This window comes from Planotetraspora silvatica, assembly GCF_016863315.1.
Lineage (GTDB): Bacteria > Actinomycetota > Actinomycetes > Streptosporangiales > Streptosporangiaceae > Planotetraspora > Planotetraspora silvatica.
Genome location: NZ_BOOQ01000050.1, coordinates 76,224 through 92,905 on the forward strand (window position 1 = coordinate 76,224; position 16,682 = coordinate 92,905).

General features: G+C 69.3%; 15 protein-coding genes and 1 pseudogene. 10 read left to right on the forward strand and 6 right to left on the reverse strand.

Annotated elements, in window-relative coordinates; translation table 11 throughout:
* Window positions 1-101: 101 nt before the first annotated feature.
* The 4 genes from Psi02_RS33180 (at window position 102) to Psi02_RS33195 (ending at window position 3,081) form a co-directional block, all read left to right on the forward strand.
* Window positions 102-458, forward strand: coding sequence for a YciI family protein (locus Psi02_RS33180; RefSeq protein WP_203979790.1), 357 nt, complete (start codon window positions 102-104; stop codon window positions 456-458).
* The gene (locus Psi02_RS33185) at window positions 455-1,729 is read left to right on the forward strand and encodes an RNA polymerase sigma factor (RefSeq protein ID WP_203979791.1); all 1,275 of its coding nucleotides are present in this window, start codon (window positions 455-457) and stop codon (window positions 1,727-1,729) included. Before Psi02_RS33180 ends, Psi02_RS33185 begins: the two co-directional genes overlap by 4 nt.
* Before the next feature lie 399 nt (window positions 1,730-2,128).
* The gene (locus tag Psi02_RS33190; protein WP_239095370.1) at window positions 2,129-2,566 is read left to right on the forward strand and encodes a VOC family protein; all 438 of its coding nucleotides are present in this window, start codon (window positions 2,129-2,131) and stop codon (window positions 2,564-2,566) included.
* Window positions 2,567-2,634: 68 nt separating this feature from the next.
* Window positions 2,635-3,081, forward strand: coding sequence for a nitroreductase family deazaflavin-dependent oxidoreductase (locus Psi02_RS33195; RefSeq protein ID WP_203979792.1), 447 nt, complete (start codon window positions 2,635-2,637; stop codon window positions 3,079-3,081).
* Between the two features lie 366 nt (window positions 3,082-3,447).
* On the opposite strand, the gene Psi02_RS33200 is transcribed toward Psi02_RS33195, so the two are convergent.
* The 4 genes from Psi02_RS33200 to Psi02_RS33215 all read right to left on the reverse strand — a co-directional run bounded on the left by Psi02_RS33200 (window position 3,448) and on the right by Psi02_RS33215 (window position 6,565).
* Window positions 3,448-3,966: a DUF6000 family protein gene (locus tag Psi02_RS33200; RefSeq protein WP_203979793.1), complete on the reverse strand. Its 519-nt coding sequence runs from the start codon at window positions 3,964-3,966 to the stop codon at window positions 3,448-3,450.
* Between the two features lie 89 nt (window positions 3,967-4,055).
* Window positions 4,056-4,652, reverse strand: a complete 597-nt coding sequence (locus Psi02_RS33205) for a class I SAM-dependent methyltransferase (RefSeq protein ID WP_203979794.1) — start codon at window positions 4,650-4,652, stop codon at window positions 4,056-4,058.
* Between the two features lie 173 nt (window positions 4,653-4,825).
* Window positions 4,826-5,707, reverse strand: a complete 882-nt coding sequence (locus tag Psi02_RS33210) for an alpha/beta hydrolase (RefSeq protein WP_203979795.1) — start codon at window positions 5,705-5,707, stop codon at window positions 4,826-4,828.
* A 36-nt stretch (window positions 5,708-5,743) separates the two neighbouring features.
* Window positions 5,744-6,565 carry an MBL fold metallo-hydrolase gene (locus Psi02_RS33215; RefSeq protein ID WP_203979796.1) on the reverse strand — a complete coding sequence of 274 codons (822 nt, stop codon included), beginning with the start codon at window positions 6,563-6,565 and terminating at the stop codon, window positions 5,744-5,746.
* A gap of 76 nt (window positions 6,566-6,641) precedes the next feature.
* Here Psi02_RS33215 and Psi02_RS33220 point away from each other — a divergent pair, with 76 nt between their 5' ends.
* The 4 genes from Psi02_RS33220 (at window position 6,642) to Psi02_RS40400 (ending at window position 9,533) form a co-directional block, all read left to right on the forward strand.
* Complete coding sequence (locus Psi02_RS33220) at window positions 6,642-6,968, forward strand: winged helix-turn-helix transcriptional regulator (RefSeq protein WP_203958143.1); 327 nt, start codon at window positions 6,642-6,644, stop codon at window positions 6,966-6,968.
* 174 nt (window positions 6,969-7,142) lie between these two features.
* Window positions 7,143-7,565 (forward strand): PPOX class F420-dependent oxidoreductase, encoded by a 423-nt coding sequence (locus Psi02_RS33225; RefSeq protein ID WP_203979797.1) that lies wholly within the window; start codon window positions 7,143-7,145, stop codon window positions 7,563-7,565.
* Between the two features lie 109 nt (window positions 7,566-7,674).
* Entirely contained in the window at window positions 7,675-8,700 is a 1,026-nt protein-coding gene (locus Psi02_RS33230) for an ATP-binding cassette domain-containing protein (protein WP_203979798.1), read from the forward strand.
* Window positions 8,697-9,533, forward strand: a complete 837-nt coding sequence (locus Psi02_RS40400; RefSeq protein ID WP_239095371.1) for an ABC transporter permease — start codon at window positions 8,697-8,699, stop codon at window positions 9,531-9,533. Before Psi02_RS33230 ends, Psi02_RS40400 begins: the two co-directional genes overlap by 4 nt.
* 2,016 nt (window positions 9,534-11,549) lie before the next feature.
* On the opposite strand, the pseudogene Psi02_RS40405 reads toward Psi02_RS40400, so the two are convergent.
* A pseudogene (locus tag Psi02_RS40405) lies at window positions 11,550-12,686 on the reverse strand (AfsR/SARP family transcriptional regulator); the annotation flags it as partial.
* Between the two features lie 150 nt (window positions 12,687-12,836).
* A complete protein-coding gene (locus tag Psi02_RS33240) occupies window positions 12,837-13,280 on the reverse strand; it encodes a winged helix-turn-helix transcriptional regulator (RefSeq protein ID WP_203979800.1) in 444 nt (147 codons plus the stop codon).
* A 123-nt stretch (window positions 13,281-13,403) separates the two neighbouring features.
* On the opposite strand from Psi02_RS33240, the gene Psi02_RS33245 reads away from it, so the two are divergent.
* Both Psi02_RS33245 and Psi02_RS33250 read left to right on the forward strand, forming a co-directional pair.
* Window positions 13,404-14,321, forward strand: coding sequence for an NADP-dependent oxidoreductase (locus tag Psi02_RS33245; RefSeq protein ID WP_203979802.1), 918 nt, complete (start codon window positions 13,404-13,406; stop codon window positions 14,319-14,321).
* A gap of 328 nt (window positions 14,322-14,649) precedes the next feature.
* Window positions 14,650-15,942 carry an ROK family transcriptional regulator gene (locus tag Psi02_RS33250; RefSeq protein ID WP_203979804.1) on the forward strand — a complete coding sequence of 431 codons (1,293 nt, stop codon included), beginning with the start codon at window positions 14,650-14,652 and terminating at the stop codon, window positions 15,940-15,942.
* Window positions 15,943-16,682: the final 740 nt, after the last annotated feature.

Sequence of the window (16,682 nt, forward strand, 5' to 3'; positions counted from 1 at the left end):
CGCTGTGGAAATTGTTTCTCGACTTGTCGATTGGCGATCGGTTTGACTCGTCGTAGGGGTAGGCGGGCCCGGCCGGGCCCCCACCTGAAGGGATGGCTGACGTGGCGCAGTATCTGATCCTCATCCACGGCGACGAGAGGGAGTGGGCCGCGATGTCCGCTCAGCAGCGGGAGGAACTCGCCGAGGGTCATCGTTCCCTCGTCAAGGCGGCCGGGGCGGCGGTCCTTGACTCCCGGGAGCTGGAGCCGGCGACGGTCGCGACCACACTGCGCGCGGACCCCGCCGGTCGGCTGACCATCACTGATGGGCCGTTCCTGGAAACCAAGGAGGCGGTGGGCGGCTACTACCTGATCGAAGCCGCCGACCTCGACGAGGTGATCGGTCTGGCGTCGCGGCTGTACGAGGTCTCCGCCGGCCACAGCGGGGTGGAGATCCGCCCGGTGGTCGATCACGGATGAGCGCCGAGGTCCTCGCGGCGGTCGCGCAGGCGCACCGCCGCGACTGGGCCCAGGTGCTGGCCGCGACGGCGCGCCTGACCCGGGACCTCGATCTCGCTGAGGAGTGCACCCAGGAGGCCTACGCCCAGGCGTTGCAGACCTGGGCGCAGGTCGGCGTCCCAGATCGCCCCGGTGCGTGGCTCACGACCACTGCCCGCAACCGGGCGCTGGATGTGCTGCGTCGCGAGTCGGTGCTGCGCCGGGCCCTGCCGCTGCTTGTATCGGAACAGTCGGTGCCCGGGCCCGAGGACGGCCTCGACGACGACCGCCTGCGGCTCATCTTCACCTGCTGTCACCCGGCGTTGTCGCGCGACGCTCAGGTGGCGCTGACACTGCGACTGGTGTGCGGCCTGTCCACGGCCGAAGTGGCCCGCGCGTTTCTGGTGCCGGAGCCCACCATGGCCGCGCGGATCACCCGGGCCAAGAAGAAGATCACCGCCGCCCGTATCCCGTACCGCGTGCCCTCACCCGACCACCTCGCCGAACGCGTCAGCGCCGTCCTCGAGGTCCTGCATCTGATCTTCACCACCGGCCACACGGCGCCGATCGGCGCGCATCTCGTCCGCCGGGACCTGGTGGACAGCGCGATCGGCCTCGCCCGCATGCTGCATCTGCTCATGCCCAACGACGCCGAGGTCAGCGCCCTGCTCGCGCTGCTGCTGCTCATCGAGGCGCGCGCCGACAGCCGCCTGTCCGCCGCCGGGCGGCTTCAGCTGCTCTCGGAGCAGGACCGCACGCGCTGGGACACCCAGCTCATCGGTGAGGGCATCGCCCTGCTGACCGATGCGCTACGCCGGCGGCCGCTGACGCGGTACGCCGTCGAGGCCGCGATCGCCGCGGTGCACGCCGAGGCTCCGACCTGGCAGGACACGGACTGGGCGGAGATCGTCGGGCTGTACGACGTCCTCCTCCAGCTCTGGCCCTCGCCGGTGGTCGAGCTCAACCGTGCCGTCGCCGTGGGACTGCGCGACGGCCCGCAGGCAGGCCTCGACGCGCTGACGCCGCTGCTCGCCGAGCCGGCGTTGGCCACCTACGGCTACCTCAGCGCCGCCCGCGCCGACTTCCTGCGCCGACTGCACCGGTGGACGCAGGCGGCGGACGCGTACCAGGAGGCCCTGGCCCTCACCGAGAACGGCGTCGAACGCGCCTTCCTCACCGAACGGTTGGGCGAGGTCCAGCGCATATCAACCGGGGAAGAGCGGCCTCAGCGCCCGCCTACCGATGACAGCTAGAGCCTGTCGCGGTGTCCCGGCGGATCGCACTCAACTCGGCATGAGCGCGCGGTCAGCGGCAGAAGAGTACGTTCGATGGCCGTCAAATCATCGCCTTGAGAGTCAGTCGGCCGGTCCCGTTCTCCCGCATTTTCGGGGGTACGCAACCATCTCGTGGTGATGGTCCCTCCGTGGAGGGCCAAGGCGCCAGCCTCCAGTAGTGCTTGCCGTTCGGACAGTCGCGATTGGTACCGGGTCATGGCTGACCCGGTACCGGGACCGGCGGGTCCGGTGGTCCCGTCCTTGTTGTTGGCCGGGGTGGTGCCAAAAAAGGATGGCCGAGGATGTCGAGAACGTGACGCCGGCTCCGTCCCCGGGGCACGAGCGGCCACGAGGGGCCGTGCGATACAGGAGGAAATCATGACGATTCACCGGATGGATCACGTCGGCTTCGTGGTGGAGGATCTCGCGGCGGCGATCGCGTTCTTCGTCGAACTGGGCCTGGAGTTGGAGGGCCAGACCACGGTCGAGGGTGCCTGGGTGGATCAGCTCATCGGGCTGGAGGGCGTGCGATCGGACATTGCTGTCGTGCGGACCCCGGACGGCCAGGGCCGGGTCGAGCTGTCGACGTTCCATCGGCCGGTGGCCACCAGCAGTGCGCCGTGGGAGCCGGTGAACACCCCGGGCATCCCTCGGCTCACGTTCGTCGTCGACGCAGTCGAGGATGTCCTCGACCGGCTGCGCGGCCACGGCGCCGAGCTCGTGGGCGAGCTGGCGCAGTACGAGGATTACTGCCGGTACTGCTACGTCCGCGGCCCCGCCGGCGTCATCATCGGGCTGGTCGAGGAACTCCGCTGAACGACGCTCCGTGCGTCCGCGTGATAGATCACCGACCATTACCATCCGCATCGGAAAGGACCGCCGCCATGGCCGCCGCTGATGATCTCGACCGTGCCACCGACTCGAAGTGGGACTGGGTCGCCGAGCAGACCCGGACGTATCTGGCCTCGGGCGGAACCGAGGGACACGAGTCGGACGGCGTATACACACTCGTGCTCGCCACGACCGGACGCAGGACCGGCGAGCCGCGTCGCACCTGCCTGATCTACGGCACCTCGGGGGACGACTTCGTCGTCGTCGCCTCCAAGGGCGGCGCCGACGAGGATCCAGAGTGGTTCAAGAACCTCCAGTCGGACCCGAGCGTCGGCGTGCAGGCCGGCACCCGCCGGTTCACCGCCCGCGCCCGGGTCGCGTCCCCGGCCGAGCGCGAGCCCCTCTGGGCCCAGATGGTGAGCATCTTCCCGCTGTACGCTGAATACGCGCAGAAGACCGACCGCGTGATCCCGATCGTCCTGCTCACTCCACAGGACTGACTCAAGTCATCTCCGGCCTGCGGTCCATGGCCCTGAATTCGAACGTTCGCGACGTGTCCTGGCATGGCTGACCGAACCACCCGGTGATCCACCGACGCCGTAAGCGGCAGGCAGGCGCTCAGCTGATCGATTCCGTGTCCTGCTCTCAACGCGCTGTCGTCGGCAAGAGCGCGCGGTCAGCGGCAATGAGGACGTCGGCCTGCAGCGGGCTCGACCTACACTGTCGTCGGCTGAGTTCGTCGTGAAGACCGTGCGACCGGTGGGAGTGGAACAGCAAAGAGGAGTCGTCGCCCCTGTCCCCAGGAGCGCCCCTCAATCAGGTCAACGTCAAGCGGAGCACACCCAGCAGGCGAGCGGTGCATTGCTTCAGTTAGCGGCGTCCAGAGGGATTTCTGGTTCTGCCTTGGCTAGTCGGCGCGCGACGATCAGCATTCCGTCTACGGCCCTGCGGTCTCGGTCGCCGATGGCAACGCCGGTCGGCGTGACGTCCAGTCGTTCGAGAACGGCGGCTACGAATGAGGCCGAGCCCCGTCGATGCTCGAGGTCCAGTCGGAGGTAGGTCGTGAGTGAGGGTACGGCCTTCGCTCCCAGACCATGAAGGGCGACGGTCGCCAGAGGCGGCGCTGTCAGCGTCCCCAGCGAGGTCTCCAGGCTTTCCAGCAGCGCAGCCTCCAGGCGCTGGGTCCGACCAGACGCGAGCCAAGCGCCCATGACGCGCGGCCGCCAGTGCGAGGCCAGCAGCTCAGCGACTTCGTCGTCGGTCGTCCCTCGCGCCACTTCGCGCAGAGCGTCGAACGGGACGCCATGCCTTACTGCATTCAGGCCCATCATCGCCAAGTAGAACGGCAAGACGCACCGCCGCTCCAGATCCGTCAATCCCGACACAGCCGTAGGCTACGGCACGCACCTCGCGGAGATCGTCGTACGTCGCACGGCATGACCGCGCGACCAGCGGCATGACAGGATGTTTCGCTCTAGGCCTGTCGACGGAGCCTGTACCACTGCGGCGCTGTCTGCGTCAGCGGCCACCCCAGCCCCGTGGTGTCCGCGGGCTCGACCGAGAGCGTCTGCCAGCTCGGGAATGCGGCCTCGACGTCCGCCCTCGACACGCCACCTGCGACGGAACGCATCCTGGTTGGTCCGAAGGCGAGCATCAGCAGCGTCGCACCCGGGTCGGCAAGCGCAGAGACACCCCGCCCCTCGGCGAGACGCTGCTCGGAGTTCAGGCCCTGAAAGCAGCCGATGTCGAAGAAGAAGTCGAACGTGCCCAGGTCGGCCGGCGCGAGGTCCGTTACGTCGCCCACTACGAAGGTGGCGCCGGAGACACCCCTGCGGTTCGCCGCGTCGATCGCGCGCGGGATGTTGTCGATGCCCACGGCCTCCCAACCCCTCCTCGCGAGTTCGGGGGTGTACTGGCCACGGCCGCAGCCGAGATCGATCGCACGACCGAGCGGGCGCGACCGCTCTGGCTCCTCCCGGTCCAGCAGGGCCCCGATACTTGCCGCCGCGGCCCTTCCGTAACGCTCCCACGGAGTAAGCCCGAAGCGATATGCGAGGGCGTATCTCATCATCGCGGTGACCTCCCGGCACAAATCGATACGTCTCTTCTCGACGACGCGAGGTGCCGTTTCATCACAGCACTGAACGGAACCGCCGACTGCCGCTCATCGGCATGTCAGTGTGTGCCGGTTCGGCTGAGACTGAACCTGTTGACTTGGAACGGGCGGCTCATCGTTCCCAGCCGTCAGGGCCTGAGGTTGCGGTGGAGGAAGTCGGCGGTCGCCTGAGCGGCTCGGGTGACGTGCGGTTTCACGTCATAGAGGTCGATATGCTGGTCGGCGTCCAGCCAAAGGATCTCCTTGTCTCCGGGCTTGCGTTCGTAGAGCTCCCGAGCCAGCTCCGGCGAGCAGTAGGCGTCGGTCTTTCCGTGGACAATCAATAGCGGGGTGGCGGCCAGGAGATCAGCCGCGCTGAGGGCGTCGAAGGTCATCAGGGAGTGGAGCGATCCTCTGGTGACTTCGTCGCGCCAGTACGGCGACGCGGACCGGGCGGTGCCGTAGTAGGCATACGGTTCATCGCCTGCCATCGCGGCCTCGCCGCCGTCGGGCGCCACGGCGGGCACGTACTCGTCGTACCGGTCCAGGAAGCCGCCGAGCGCGGACCGATAGGCGTCAATGCCCATGGTCTGGGTGATCTGAGCCGGGCTGTTGTAGGCACCCGCTATTCCGGCCACCGCCTTCACGCGGGAATCCGTGGCGGCGGCCCGCACCGCATAGCCCCCGCCGAGGCAGACGCCGACCACACCGATCCGAGCCGGGTCTACCTCGGGCCGGCCGGCCAGCACGCCGACCGCGGCCCTCAGGTCAGCCAGTTTTCCCTGACTGTCCTCATGCTGGCGGCGTCCGCCGCTTTCCCCGAAGCCCCGGTGGTCAAAGGCGAGCGTGACGAGCCCAGCCTGAGCGAGTACCTCGGCGTAGGTGCCGACCACTTGCTCTTTCACCCCGGTGAAGGGGCCGGTGAGTGCCACGGCAGGCTGCGGACCGTCCGCGTCCGGAACCCGGAGCTCGCCCACCAACTCCACACCTTCGCTGCCGAAGGTGATCCGCTCAGTTTTGACAGTGGTCATGAGCCCTCCCAGGCGCCGAGATCCCAACCTTCGTGATCACGCGGCGAGTTCGGCGGCAACGGCGTCCGCGCCCAGGCCGACCAGCCAGCCCAGGGGCGCATCAGGCAGGAAGCGGGTCATGGTCTGCGTCAGCTCCAGCTTCTGCGTGTCGCTCAGATTCGGCGCACCGGCGGCCAAGTGCCCCACCGCCTCTCGGTACATCAGCAGGTACTGGCGCTGCCGGGTCAGCAGGCCGGTGTCGCCGGGCGCGCCGTGGCCCGGATACAGCGGCACCTCGGCCAGCTCGTCCACCAGCCGGTCGAGCACACTCAGCCACGCGCCCGAATGCCCGTCCACCGTGTAGGAGTGCACGCCGTCGAAGGCCAGGTCACCGATGAAGGCATTCCGCTTCTCGCCGGCCTCGACGAGGAGATAGGAGTCGGCGTGACTTTCAGCGGCCCCGAGGTCGTGCACCTGAATCCGCAGCCCGGCGACGTCCACGGTGCCGCCACCGTCCAGCGGCCGGTCCGGCACCCGGAACCGGTCCGGCCACTCCTCGCCGTAGGTGGGCTGCCACTGCTCCCGCTTGGCGACCGCAGTCTGCTCGATCGTCTTGGCGACCAACGCCGTCGCATAGACCGGCACGTCGTCGCCGACCACGTATGGCAGCCCGTTGAAGTGATCCGGGTGGGGATGCGTCACGAACGCCGCAACCAGCGGCTTGCGCAACGCCGCGAGCCGCGCGGCCAGCGCCCTGGCGTCGGACACCAGCAGTCCGGCATCGACGAGCACCACGCCGTCCACCGTCTCCAGCAGGTAACTGTTGACGAAGATCCCGGGCTCCGCGGCCGTGTACGTGTGGACCTTAAGCTCTGTCATGACCGAGACACTAGGCGCCCTGATCTTGAACCGGCCAGAAGGCACTTTGAGGTGCCCCTCCACACGGGAGAACCCCATGGCACTGGTGATACCCGACGTCCTGGAAGAAAGCTGCACGACCCGGCAGGCGCTGGAGCGGCTGGCCGCCAAGTGGCGCGTCCTGCTGATCTACGCACTACTCGCGGGACCACAGCGGCACGCCGAACTGCGCCGCAGGCTACCTGGCATCACTCAAAAGGTCCTGACCGAGACCCTGCGGAACATGGAAAGCGACGGGCTGGTCGAACGGCGGGTGCTCAAGGAAACCGCCCCACAGCATGTGGAGTACGCCCTGACCACACTCGGCAAAACCCTGCGGGAGCCGCTGTCTGCCATCTGCGCCTGGGCGGCGGAGCACGGCTAGCGATGCCTCACGCAACAGCGGCATCCGCTCATCGGCTACTTGTTAACTGGCGGCACGACCTCAGCCCGGCCAGGTCGTCGGCCTGCAGGCGATGCGGTGCTTCCGCGGCGACAGCGAGTTGATGCACCGCGTCTACCCGGTGATCCGGGCCGGCCTGGCCGCGCCGGACCCGGCATGACCTGGCTCAACGAGACCATCCGCGGTCGGCACATCAGTCTGACCACCTTCCGCGAGAACGGCCAGGCCGTCCCCACCCCGGTCGGGTTCGTCGTCGACGGCGACGAATTGTTCGTGCTGACGGCACGGGACAGCGGAAAGGTCAGACGACTCCGTGACAACCCGTCCGTTGTGGTCGCACCGTGCGACGGCAGGGGGCGCATCGCCGAGGGCGCACCAGGCACGAACGGCACGGCCCGGCTTCTGGATGAGACGGAGACGGCCCGAGTGCGACGGCTCATGTCGCGCAGGTATCCCGCGGCCCGGTTGGTGTTCTGGTGGAACCGGTTCCGCGGTGACCGTGACCGTTGGATCGGGATCGAGGTGACGCCCTCCACGATCGCCCTGGTCGCCGATCTCGCCAAGGGGCATCGCCGGTAGAACCGGCCGAGCGAGGTCGAGGACGCGATTTTCGTCCCCACGGACCTCCGGGCAACCGGTGAAACCCGGTCGAGGGTGCCGTGAAACCGGCGCCGCGGAGAGTGGAGCCATGAGCATCACAGAACTCGGACGTACCGGGGGCGGCCCGGCCCCCAACGAGAGCACCGATCTGGCCGTACGTGCGGAAGGGCTGATGAAGACGTTCGGCGAGCACCGTGCCGTCGACGGGATCGACCTACACGTACGCCCCGGCGAGATCTTCGGCGTCCTCGGCCCGAACGGCGCCGGCAAGACCACCACGCTACGGATGCTGGCCACCCTCTTGAAGATCGACGCAGGCCGTGCCGAGATCTTCGGGGTCGACGTGGCCGGCAACCCGCACGTGATCCGCCAGCTGGTCGGCGTCACCGGACAGTACGCATCGGTCGACGAGAACCTGACCGCCCGCGAGAACCTCTGGCTTTTCAGTCGCCTGCAGGGCATCGCCGCGCCGCGCGCCCGGCGCATCGCCACCGAGCTGTTGGCCCAGTTCGGCCTGGAGGAAGCCGCCGGCAAACCGATCGCGCAGTTCTCCGGCGGCATGCGCCGCCGCCTCGACCTGGCGGCCAGCCTGATCACCAGGCCGCCGCTGATCTTCCTCGACGAGCCGACCACCGGTCTCGATCCGCGCACGCGCGGCCAGATGTGGGACACCATCCGCGGTCTGGTCGCCGACGGCTGCACGGTGCTGCTGACCACGCAATACCTGGACGAGGCCGACCAACTCGCCGATCGCGTCGCCGTCATCGACCACGGCCGCAAAGTCGCCGAGGGCACCCCCGACGAGTTGAAGACCGCGGTCGGCAACTCGGCCCTCCAGTTGCGACTCGCCGACCCGGGCGAGGGGTCCGCCGCCGTGGAGGTCGTGCGGCGCGTCCTCGGCTCAGACCCGATCCTCAGCCCGGAGCAGGGCCGCCTCAACGTCGCCCTCGACCAGGCCGACCTGGCCGCGGACGTACTGATCGCGCTTCGCGCCGCCGGGGTGTCGATCTCCTCGGTGAGCGTGGCCAAGCCCAGCCTGGACGAGGTGTTCCTCGCCCTCACCGGCCACGAGACGGACGGCGACGACGAGACCGGCACGGAGGAGAACCGATGAGCACCCTGATCGCACCTGCCCGCGAAGTGGTCACGGCCGCCGACCGCGTGGCCGCCGCCCGGCGGCACGTCTCCATGGCGGAGACGCTCGCCCAGACGATGATGATGGCGTGGCGGGCGCTCAAGAAGATGCGCCGCAACCCGGAGCAGTTCTTCGATGTGGCGCTGCAGCCGATCCTGTTCACCGCGATGTTCGCCTTCATCTTCGGCGGCGCCATCGCCGGCGACGTGCAGAGCTACCTCCCCCTGATGATCCCCGGCATCCTCGCCCAGACCGTGCTGACGACGTGCATGGCCACGGGCACGCAACTCCGCGAGGACATGGAGAAGGGCGTCTTCGACCGGTTCAAGTCGTTGCCGATCGCCCGGATCGCGCCACTCGCCGGCCCGATGGTGGCCGACCTGCTGCGCTATACGATCGCGGCCACGCTGACCTTCGGCATGGGTCTGGTGATGGGCTACCGTCCGGGCGGCGGAGCGGGCGGCGTGCTCGCCGCGATCCTGCTGGCGATCTTCACGGGCTGGTCGCTGGCGTGGGTCTTCACCTGGGTCGGCACGATCGCCCGGAGCGCCCAGGCCGTGCAGGGCATCTCCATGATGATCTTGTTCCCTTTGACGTTCCTGTCGAACGCGTTCGTCCCCGTCGACACCCTGCCCGGCTGGCTGGCCGCGTTCGTACGGATCAACCCGGTCTCACATCTGGTCACGGCCGCCCGCGACCTCGCCAACCACGCCGTCGTCAGCGGAGAGGTGGCCTGGACGATCCTGGCGTGCCTGATCGTCATGGCGATCTTCGCGCCGCTGTCGGTACGCAGCTACAAACGGCACATGTGACCTCCGTCCGGCACGGCCGGAGACCTGCTCGACGAGACTCCGTGCCTCGTCGAGCACGTCGGAGCCGCGTCGATCGCCGTAGTGGGCCCGCACGGCGGCGATCAACCCGGGCGCGGCCCGCTCCGCGTACGGTTCGATCCGCTCGAAGGTCATGCTGGGCATGAGGCTGTTGTACGCGAACCGCTCGGCGAGCACCAGCAACCCGATCGAGTCGCCGGGGGCCATGGCTCCGCGCAACAACCCCCAGGCGCCGAGGGCGAAGAGCATCGAGCCGCACAGCGGGTAGTCGAGGACGGGGTTCTTCACGGCCAGCAGGTCGTAGCCCCGGACGGCGGAGAACAGCTCCTCGCCGTACCGGACGTCTTCCGGCGGGGCGTGGTACGCGTACGCCGTCAGGGTGACCGACACCGCGACGAGCGACCACGGCGTGAACTCCGCGCTCGGCATCCCGGGCAGGCGCAGATCGCGGGCCCGCTGGACGGCCAGGCGGTATTCCGCGAGCGCGGCGGCCGTCTCGCCGCGGGCGAGGGCGAGCTCGGCCGCGCACAACGAGACGATCGCCACCCCGCCGAGCACTGCCTCATTGTCGTTGATCCGGGTGATCTCGGCGAGCTCGGCCTCCGCGGTGTCGAGATCGCCGTCGGCGAGCGCGGAGGTCAGCAGCAGCGCGCGTAGCTGGGTCTCGTCTTCGGCGGCGCCGAGCCGGCTCAGCACCGGGATGGCGGTCCGCGCGTGTCCGACCGCCCGCCGGCGGTCGCCGAGCTGCATGACCAGGTGGGCCAGCACGGCGCGCATGATCGCGGCGAACCACGGGCCCTCGTCCTCTCGGAGCATCGACAGGGTCCGCTCAGCGGCCTCGATCGCCCCGGTCACGTCACCCGCGTTCTCCAAGACGTGGACGTTCATCTGCGTCGCCGCCAAGGCGACGTCACGGTCGGTGCTCCGGCACAACTGCTCCAGCCGGCGATGCATCTCGGCACCGTCGGCCGCGTCGCACGCGAGCAGCACCGCGGCCATCGCCGTCACGCGGGAATCCGTCGTGCCGCTGGTGGGCAGCGCACGGAGGAGATCGCGCAACGGATCGCCGCGGCGATCGGTGACGATCGCGATGTTCATGAGCGTGATCAGCACGGCGGCCCTGGTCACCTCGACAAGGGACGGCGGCGGCACCCAACCGGTGATCACCTGGCTGATCGCGTCCCAGTGAACGAGGATCCGGAAGTGGTCGCCACGGATCGACCACAGCGCGCCGAGGCCGGCCAGCAACTGGACCGTGGCAACGGGATCGGACTCGCCGAGAGCCTGCCGCAGCAGATCGGCGAGGTTGCCCTCCTCGGCGCGCAACGCGTCGACCGCCGCGAACTGTGCCAGGCTGAAGATCTGGGAGGCGTGTTCGAGGGCGTACGCCGTCGCCCAGTCCCGCTGCGCCGTCCGAGCGAGCGCCTCCTCGCCGGCCTCCTTCAACCGCATCCGCCCGAACTCCCTGACGGTCTCCAGCATCCGGTAGCGGAGGCCGTACGCCGTCTCGCGGACGCTCAGCATCGACTGCTCGGTCAGCGCGTCCACGACGTGCAGGGCGTCCGGGCCGAGTACGTGCTCGGCCACGGCCAGCGTGAAACCATCACCGAACAGCGACAACCACCGCGATGCCTGCCGTTCCGGCTCATCCAGCAGATTCCACGACCAGTCGATGACCGCGAGCAGCGTCTGGTGCCGGTCGGGGGCCGTACGGTTCCCGCCGCGCAGCAGGGCGAACCGGTCCGGAAGGCGCAGCGCGATCTCCTCCACCGACATCACCCGCACCTTGGCCGCGGCCAGCTCGATCGCGAGCGGCAGCCCGTCGAGGCGGGCGACGACCTCCTCGACCACTCGCACGTCGATCCGCGCACCCGGGCGGGCGGCCGTGGCGCGCTGGCGGAACAACTCCACCGCGTCGCCTGTGGGCAGCTCACCGAGCAGGTAGACGCGTTCGGCGGGGATCGACAAGGGGGCGCGCGAGGTGATGAGCACCCGCAGGTCGCGGGTCGTCACGGATAAGAACGCCACCAGGTCGGCGACGGCCTCGATCACATGCTCGCAGTTGTCCAGGATCAGCAGTGCCGGAGCCTGGTCGAGATGCTGGGCGATCCGGGCGCGAACGTCGGAACGCTGCTCGGCGGTCAGGGCACGACGCCCGCTGACCGAGTCCCGAACCCCGAGCGCCGAGCCCACCTCGCCCACCACGCCCTCCGCCGAGGAGACGCCGACAAGCTCGACGAAGTGAGCGATGGGCTGCACGGCGTTCCTGCCGACGACATGAGCCAGCCGCGTCTTGCCCAGCCCGCCGGGGCCGATGATGGAGACCACCCGGTTGGTCCGCAACAGGGCGTGCACCGCACGGATGTCGCCGTCGCGGCCGAGAAGCGAGGAACCGTCGAACAGGATGCCCTCGCGCACCGGCCGATCCGCGGCGAGGAGTTCGGCGTACACGCGGGCGAGCTCAGGCCCTGGTTCGGCGCCGAGTCGCGCGACCAGGCCCGCGCGATACCGCTCGTAGCGCTCCAGAGCGGCGGCGGCGCCTCGTACGGCGGCCTCGCTGCGCAGCAGGCAGGCGAGCAACTCCTCGTCGTACGGCCGATCGGCCGCGGCCTCCTCCAGCAACGGCAGCGCTCCCTCATGGGCGCCGCTCCGGCCCCGCGCGATCGCCGCCACGCGTCGCGCCTCGGCCACCCACTCCGCGGCGACGCCTCTCAGTTCGGCGAGTGGGCCCGTGCCGCCGTCCAAGCCGCCGGACACGAGATCCATGGCCTCCTCGGCGCGGCGACGCGCGAGCGCCACGTCGTCTTCGCCGACCGCGGCCCGTGCCTGCTCCACCAGCGCGCCGAGCAGCAGAACGTCCACCTGATCGGCGGGCAGCCCCAGCCGGTACCCACGCGGGATCCGCACCACGATGTCGGCGCAGGTCGCCGCCCTGGTCCGCGAGACGACCACCTGTAGCGCCTTCGTCGGGTTGGCCGGCGCCTCGTCGGGCCACAACTCCTCGACCAGGCGCTCGTCACTGAGCCCCGTACGCCCGTGTACGGCGAGCACGGCCAGCAGGGTTTGAGCGCGGTCGCCGACCACACGCACGCCCTGCCAGCGGACGCCGTCGAGCAGGACCAGTGCGGGGGACATACCTTCAGCTTACGGACGAGTGACGTTTGAGGAGCATGACCGCGTGCGTCTCGACGAGCGAATCGGATGATCGAGGCAACCGGGGTATTCGTCACCGAGGATCCAGGAGGGGTCGGTGTGACGGCGTCTCGCCGCGCTGATGGTCGGCGTTCAGGTGACGCGGGTGTCATACTCCTCGCGATTGGCGAGCACCTCGTCCATGTGCGCCTCGGCCCAAGCCTTGACGCCGCGCATCATGTGGTGGAGCGAGAGACCCAGGTCGGTCAGCTCGTAGGTGACGGTGACCGGCACGGTCGCCGTCACGGTGCGGGTGACCAGGCCGTCGCGCTCGAGGGAGCGCAGCGTCTGAGTGAGCATCTTCTGACTGACCCCGGCCAGCCGGCGGGCCAACTCCGAGTAGCGCATCGCTCGCGGCTCGCCGACGCGGTTGCTGCCGGAGGCGTGCGGGCCGTCGCTGCCGAGAGCCGCCAGGACCAGCGTCACCCACTTGTCGGAGATCCGGTCGAGTAGCCGGCGGCTGGGGCAGCCTGCCAGGAACGCGTCGTAGTCCGCCTGCGCCTGAGCCCGCTTCTGCGCCGCCGTCAGTGTTGGCATCGGCTGCTCCTTCCTACCGGGCGGTGCCCTACGCACCCTGAGGTGCCTACTTCCTAATGGAGAGTTACCCCTCAATAGTGATGTTGGACGACCGCAGAACACAAGCCCACAAGGAGCGAACCCATGAGCATGTCAACCTTCCGCACCGCCGTCGTGCGCACCCCGGGCGGACCCGGCTCGATCGAGATCATTGAGGTTCCCGTCGCCGAGCCCGGGCCCGGCGAGGTCCGGATCGAGATCGCCGCCGCGCCGGTCAACCCCGTCGACCTCGGGGTCGCGGGTGGCTTCTTCCACGCCATGGGGTTGATCGATCAGCCGGAGCGTACCGGCCTGGGCTGGGACTTCGCCGGCATCGTCGTAGCCACCGGCCGCGGCGCAGACCTGGCCGTCGGTACCCGGGTCGCCGGTCTGGTGGTCGGGTTCGACCGCGACTTCGGCACCTACGCCGAGCAGCTCGTCGTGCCGGCCGCCGGCCTCGCCGTCGTGCCCGACGGGCTGGACCTGGTCGCGGCGTCGACGGTGCCGCTCAACGGGCTGGCCGCGGCGCAGATCGTCGACCTGCTCGGCGACGCGCCCACCGGCGGTGACCGACTGCTGGTGACCGGGGCGGCCGGTGCGGCCGGGGGGTACGTCTCCTCGCTCGCACAGGACCGCGGCTGGCGGGTGACCGGCCTGGCCCGAGCCGAGGACGAGGAGTTCGTCCGCAGCCTCGGCGCCGGCTTCACCACGCAAGCCGAGTCGGGCTGGGACGCGGTTGCCGACGGTGCCGCACTGCAGGAGCAGGGTCTCGCCTTGGTCCGCGACGGCGGGGCGTTCGTCGGCGTCCGGCCGAACGCCGTGCCGGCCACGGAGCGCGGGATCACCGTAGCCGCCGTGGTGACGCACCCCGACGGCCCGCGATTGGGCGACCTGCTCGCCCGCACCGCGTCCGGCGAACTGCCGGCTCGAGTGCACACCGTCGTGCCGCTGGAACAGGTCGCCGACGCCCACCGGGCCGTGGCGAAGGGTGGGGTGCGCGGTCGCTACGTGCTCCAGCCCTGACCGGCGACTTCCAGCTCGACGATCCGACCGGTGACGTCATCGGGATGATCATCGCGGTCAACGGCCGCATTCAGCCTTGGGCTCAACCGAACCCACATCAACTATCATCACAAAGGCATCCTTTGCGATCAACGCTAGATCTCGAGCGCAAGGCTTCGATCCGACCAGGGCCGCGTACAGCGGCAGCCATGGGCTCACGGTGATCAACTTGCTCCGCCGAAGTTGCAGCAGTCCGAACCGGGGGATCTGTTCGGGCCGTTGGTAGCTTGATCGCGTGCGCCCCGCACTCACACGCCCTGCCGGCAGGCCGGAGCAAGGAGGGAACACGGTGTCCAGGCGCATGAGCACTCCGTCGGCGGCGCAGATCCGTTGGATCAACGCCGCCGCGATCTACGAGGCCATGCGTGCGCGGGAGTCCTGCACCGCCGGGGATCTCATGACGGCCACCGGTCTGTCGCGCCCGACCGTCCACACGACGTGCGACTGGCTCATCGCCCAGGGTCTCGTGGCCGAAGTGATCACCGATCTCGTCCAGGACGCGCAGCCGGGCCGCCCCGCCCGCCGCTATCAGATCAACCCCCGCGCCGGGTTCGTCCTCGCGCTCGACATCCGGGAGAGCCGGGTCACGGGGGCCGTCGCCGACCTGACCGGCGGGATCTGCGACGAACTGTCGCGCGACATCACCGCCGACCCGAGCCTGCGATCACAGGCAGCCGTCCACGCGCCGTCGATCGCCCACGACCTCGTCGAACTCGCCGGTATCGATCCTGGCTTGGTGTGGCAGGTCTGCGTGAGCATCCCCGCGCCCGTCCAATCTCGCGAGTACGCCCCCTCGACCGCCGCCCAGTATCGGGCGGGCACCCGGGACGTGATCACTGAGCTCGAAGAGACCCTCCCGTGGCCGGTGGTCGCCGAGAACGACGCCAACCTGGCGATGATCGGCGAGCAGTGGCAGGGCGCCGCCCACCACCACGACAACGCCGTGCTCCTCGACGTGTGCGAGAACGGCTTCGGGGCCGGGCTCATCGTCAACGGCCGCCTCGTGCGGGGCAGCAACGGCCTGGCCGGCGAGATGACGTCCGTCGACCTGCTGTCCGGAATGGGTCCCGCCGGAGGGGTGACACGCAAGGTGGCCCAACTCGGAGCCGACGTGGTCCGCGACGCGCGTGACGCCTCCGGTGCGGATCCGTCCCCGGCGGAGACGGGGGCACTCGTCCACCTCGCGCACGGCGATCCCGAGCAGGTGACTGACGAGATGGTGTTCGCCGCACTCGACGTCGGCGACCCCGCCGCCCAGAGAATCGCCGACCAGGTGGGCGCGATCGTGGCACGTCCCATCGCGATGCTGGCCACGCTGCTCGACCCGGAGTTGGTCGTCATCTGTGGACTTTCGGCCGAGGCCGCCGACCGGCTGATGCCACCGATCGAAGAGCAGACGCTGGAGCTCTACCGCAGGCTCGCCACCCCGCCGCCGCGGCTGGCGATGTCAGCCCTCGGCAGCAGGGCGACCGTCATCGGCGGAGTGCGCCGCGCGCTCAACGAGGTCGAGAGCCGGCTGTTCGGGTCACCTCACAGCGAGCGCTGGCCGGCCACGACCCTTCGCGCCGCCGACGCCCGGTAGTCCCCAGGTCCGCTCTCCACTGACGCGCCTTCGGCCTTCGATGCCTGCCGTACGCGTCTGATCCCGCGGGTGCGGGATGTCCCCTCCTGGTCCCGGCTTGCGGGCGCGCTCCCATGACGCGGCCGCCGTCCGCGGGGACATTGGCCAGGCCGTCCTGGCAGCCCCTGGCCGTTCGCCATTTCGACCGTTGACGCCCCGATCTACGTGGGGCTATGGTATCGAAAAACCTTTAATAAATACCCCTTCGTAACATTGCGGTAACACCCCTCCACTAGCTCGCAACACGACCGAGGCAGTCGGCACCCGCGGACGGATACGGAAGCTTCGCGGCACCGAGGACGCCACATACGAGACCCCCACTCGTCGGCATCACTGCGCCGTCTCAGCGCGCTCGCACCGAGGGGGCCTCTCCATACCGAGAAAGACTCCAGTGAGACACGACAAGCTGATGATCGCCGTTGCCGTCCCGTCCCTCACGACGCCGGCCACCCACGGCCGAGGCCCCACCGGATGGAACGCCCGGGGCGACCAAGCTGAGCAAGTGTCAAACTAAAACGGACATTAATGATGCAAACGTGACAATTGACACCATAGCTTCTTAAATAGGAAGCTTGTACGCGGTCGAGCCCCAGCCACCGTAGTCGGGCCGCAGGTGCCCCCCAGTAGTCGTGCTCCTGTCTGGGCCGGAGGCCGCGCCCGACGGTGATGTGACCGGGAGACGGCAGCCGAGTCCGCTCGGC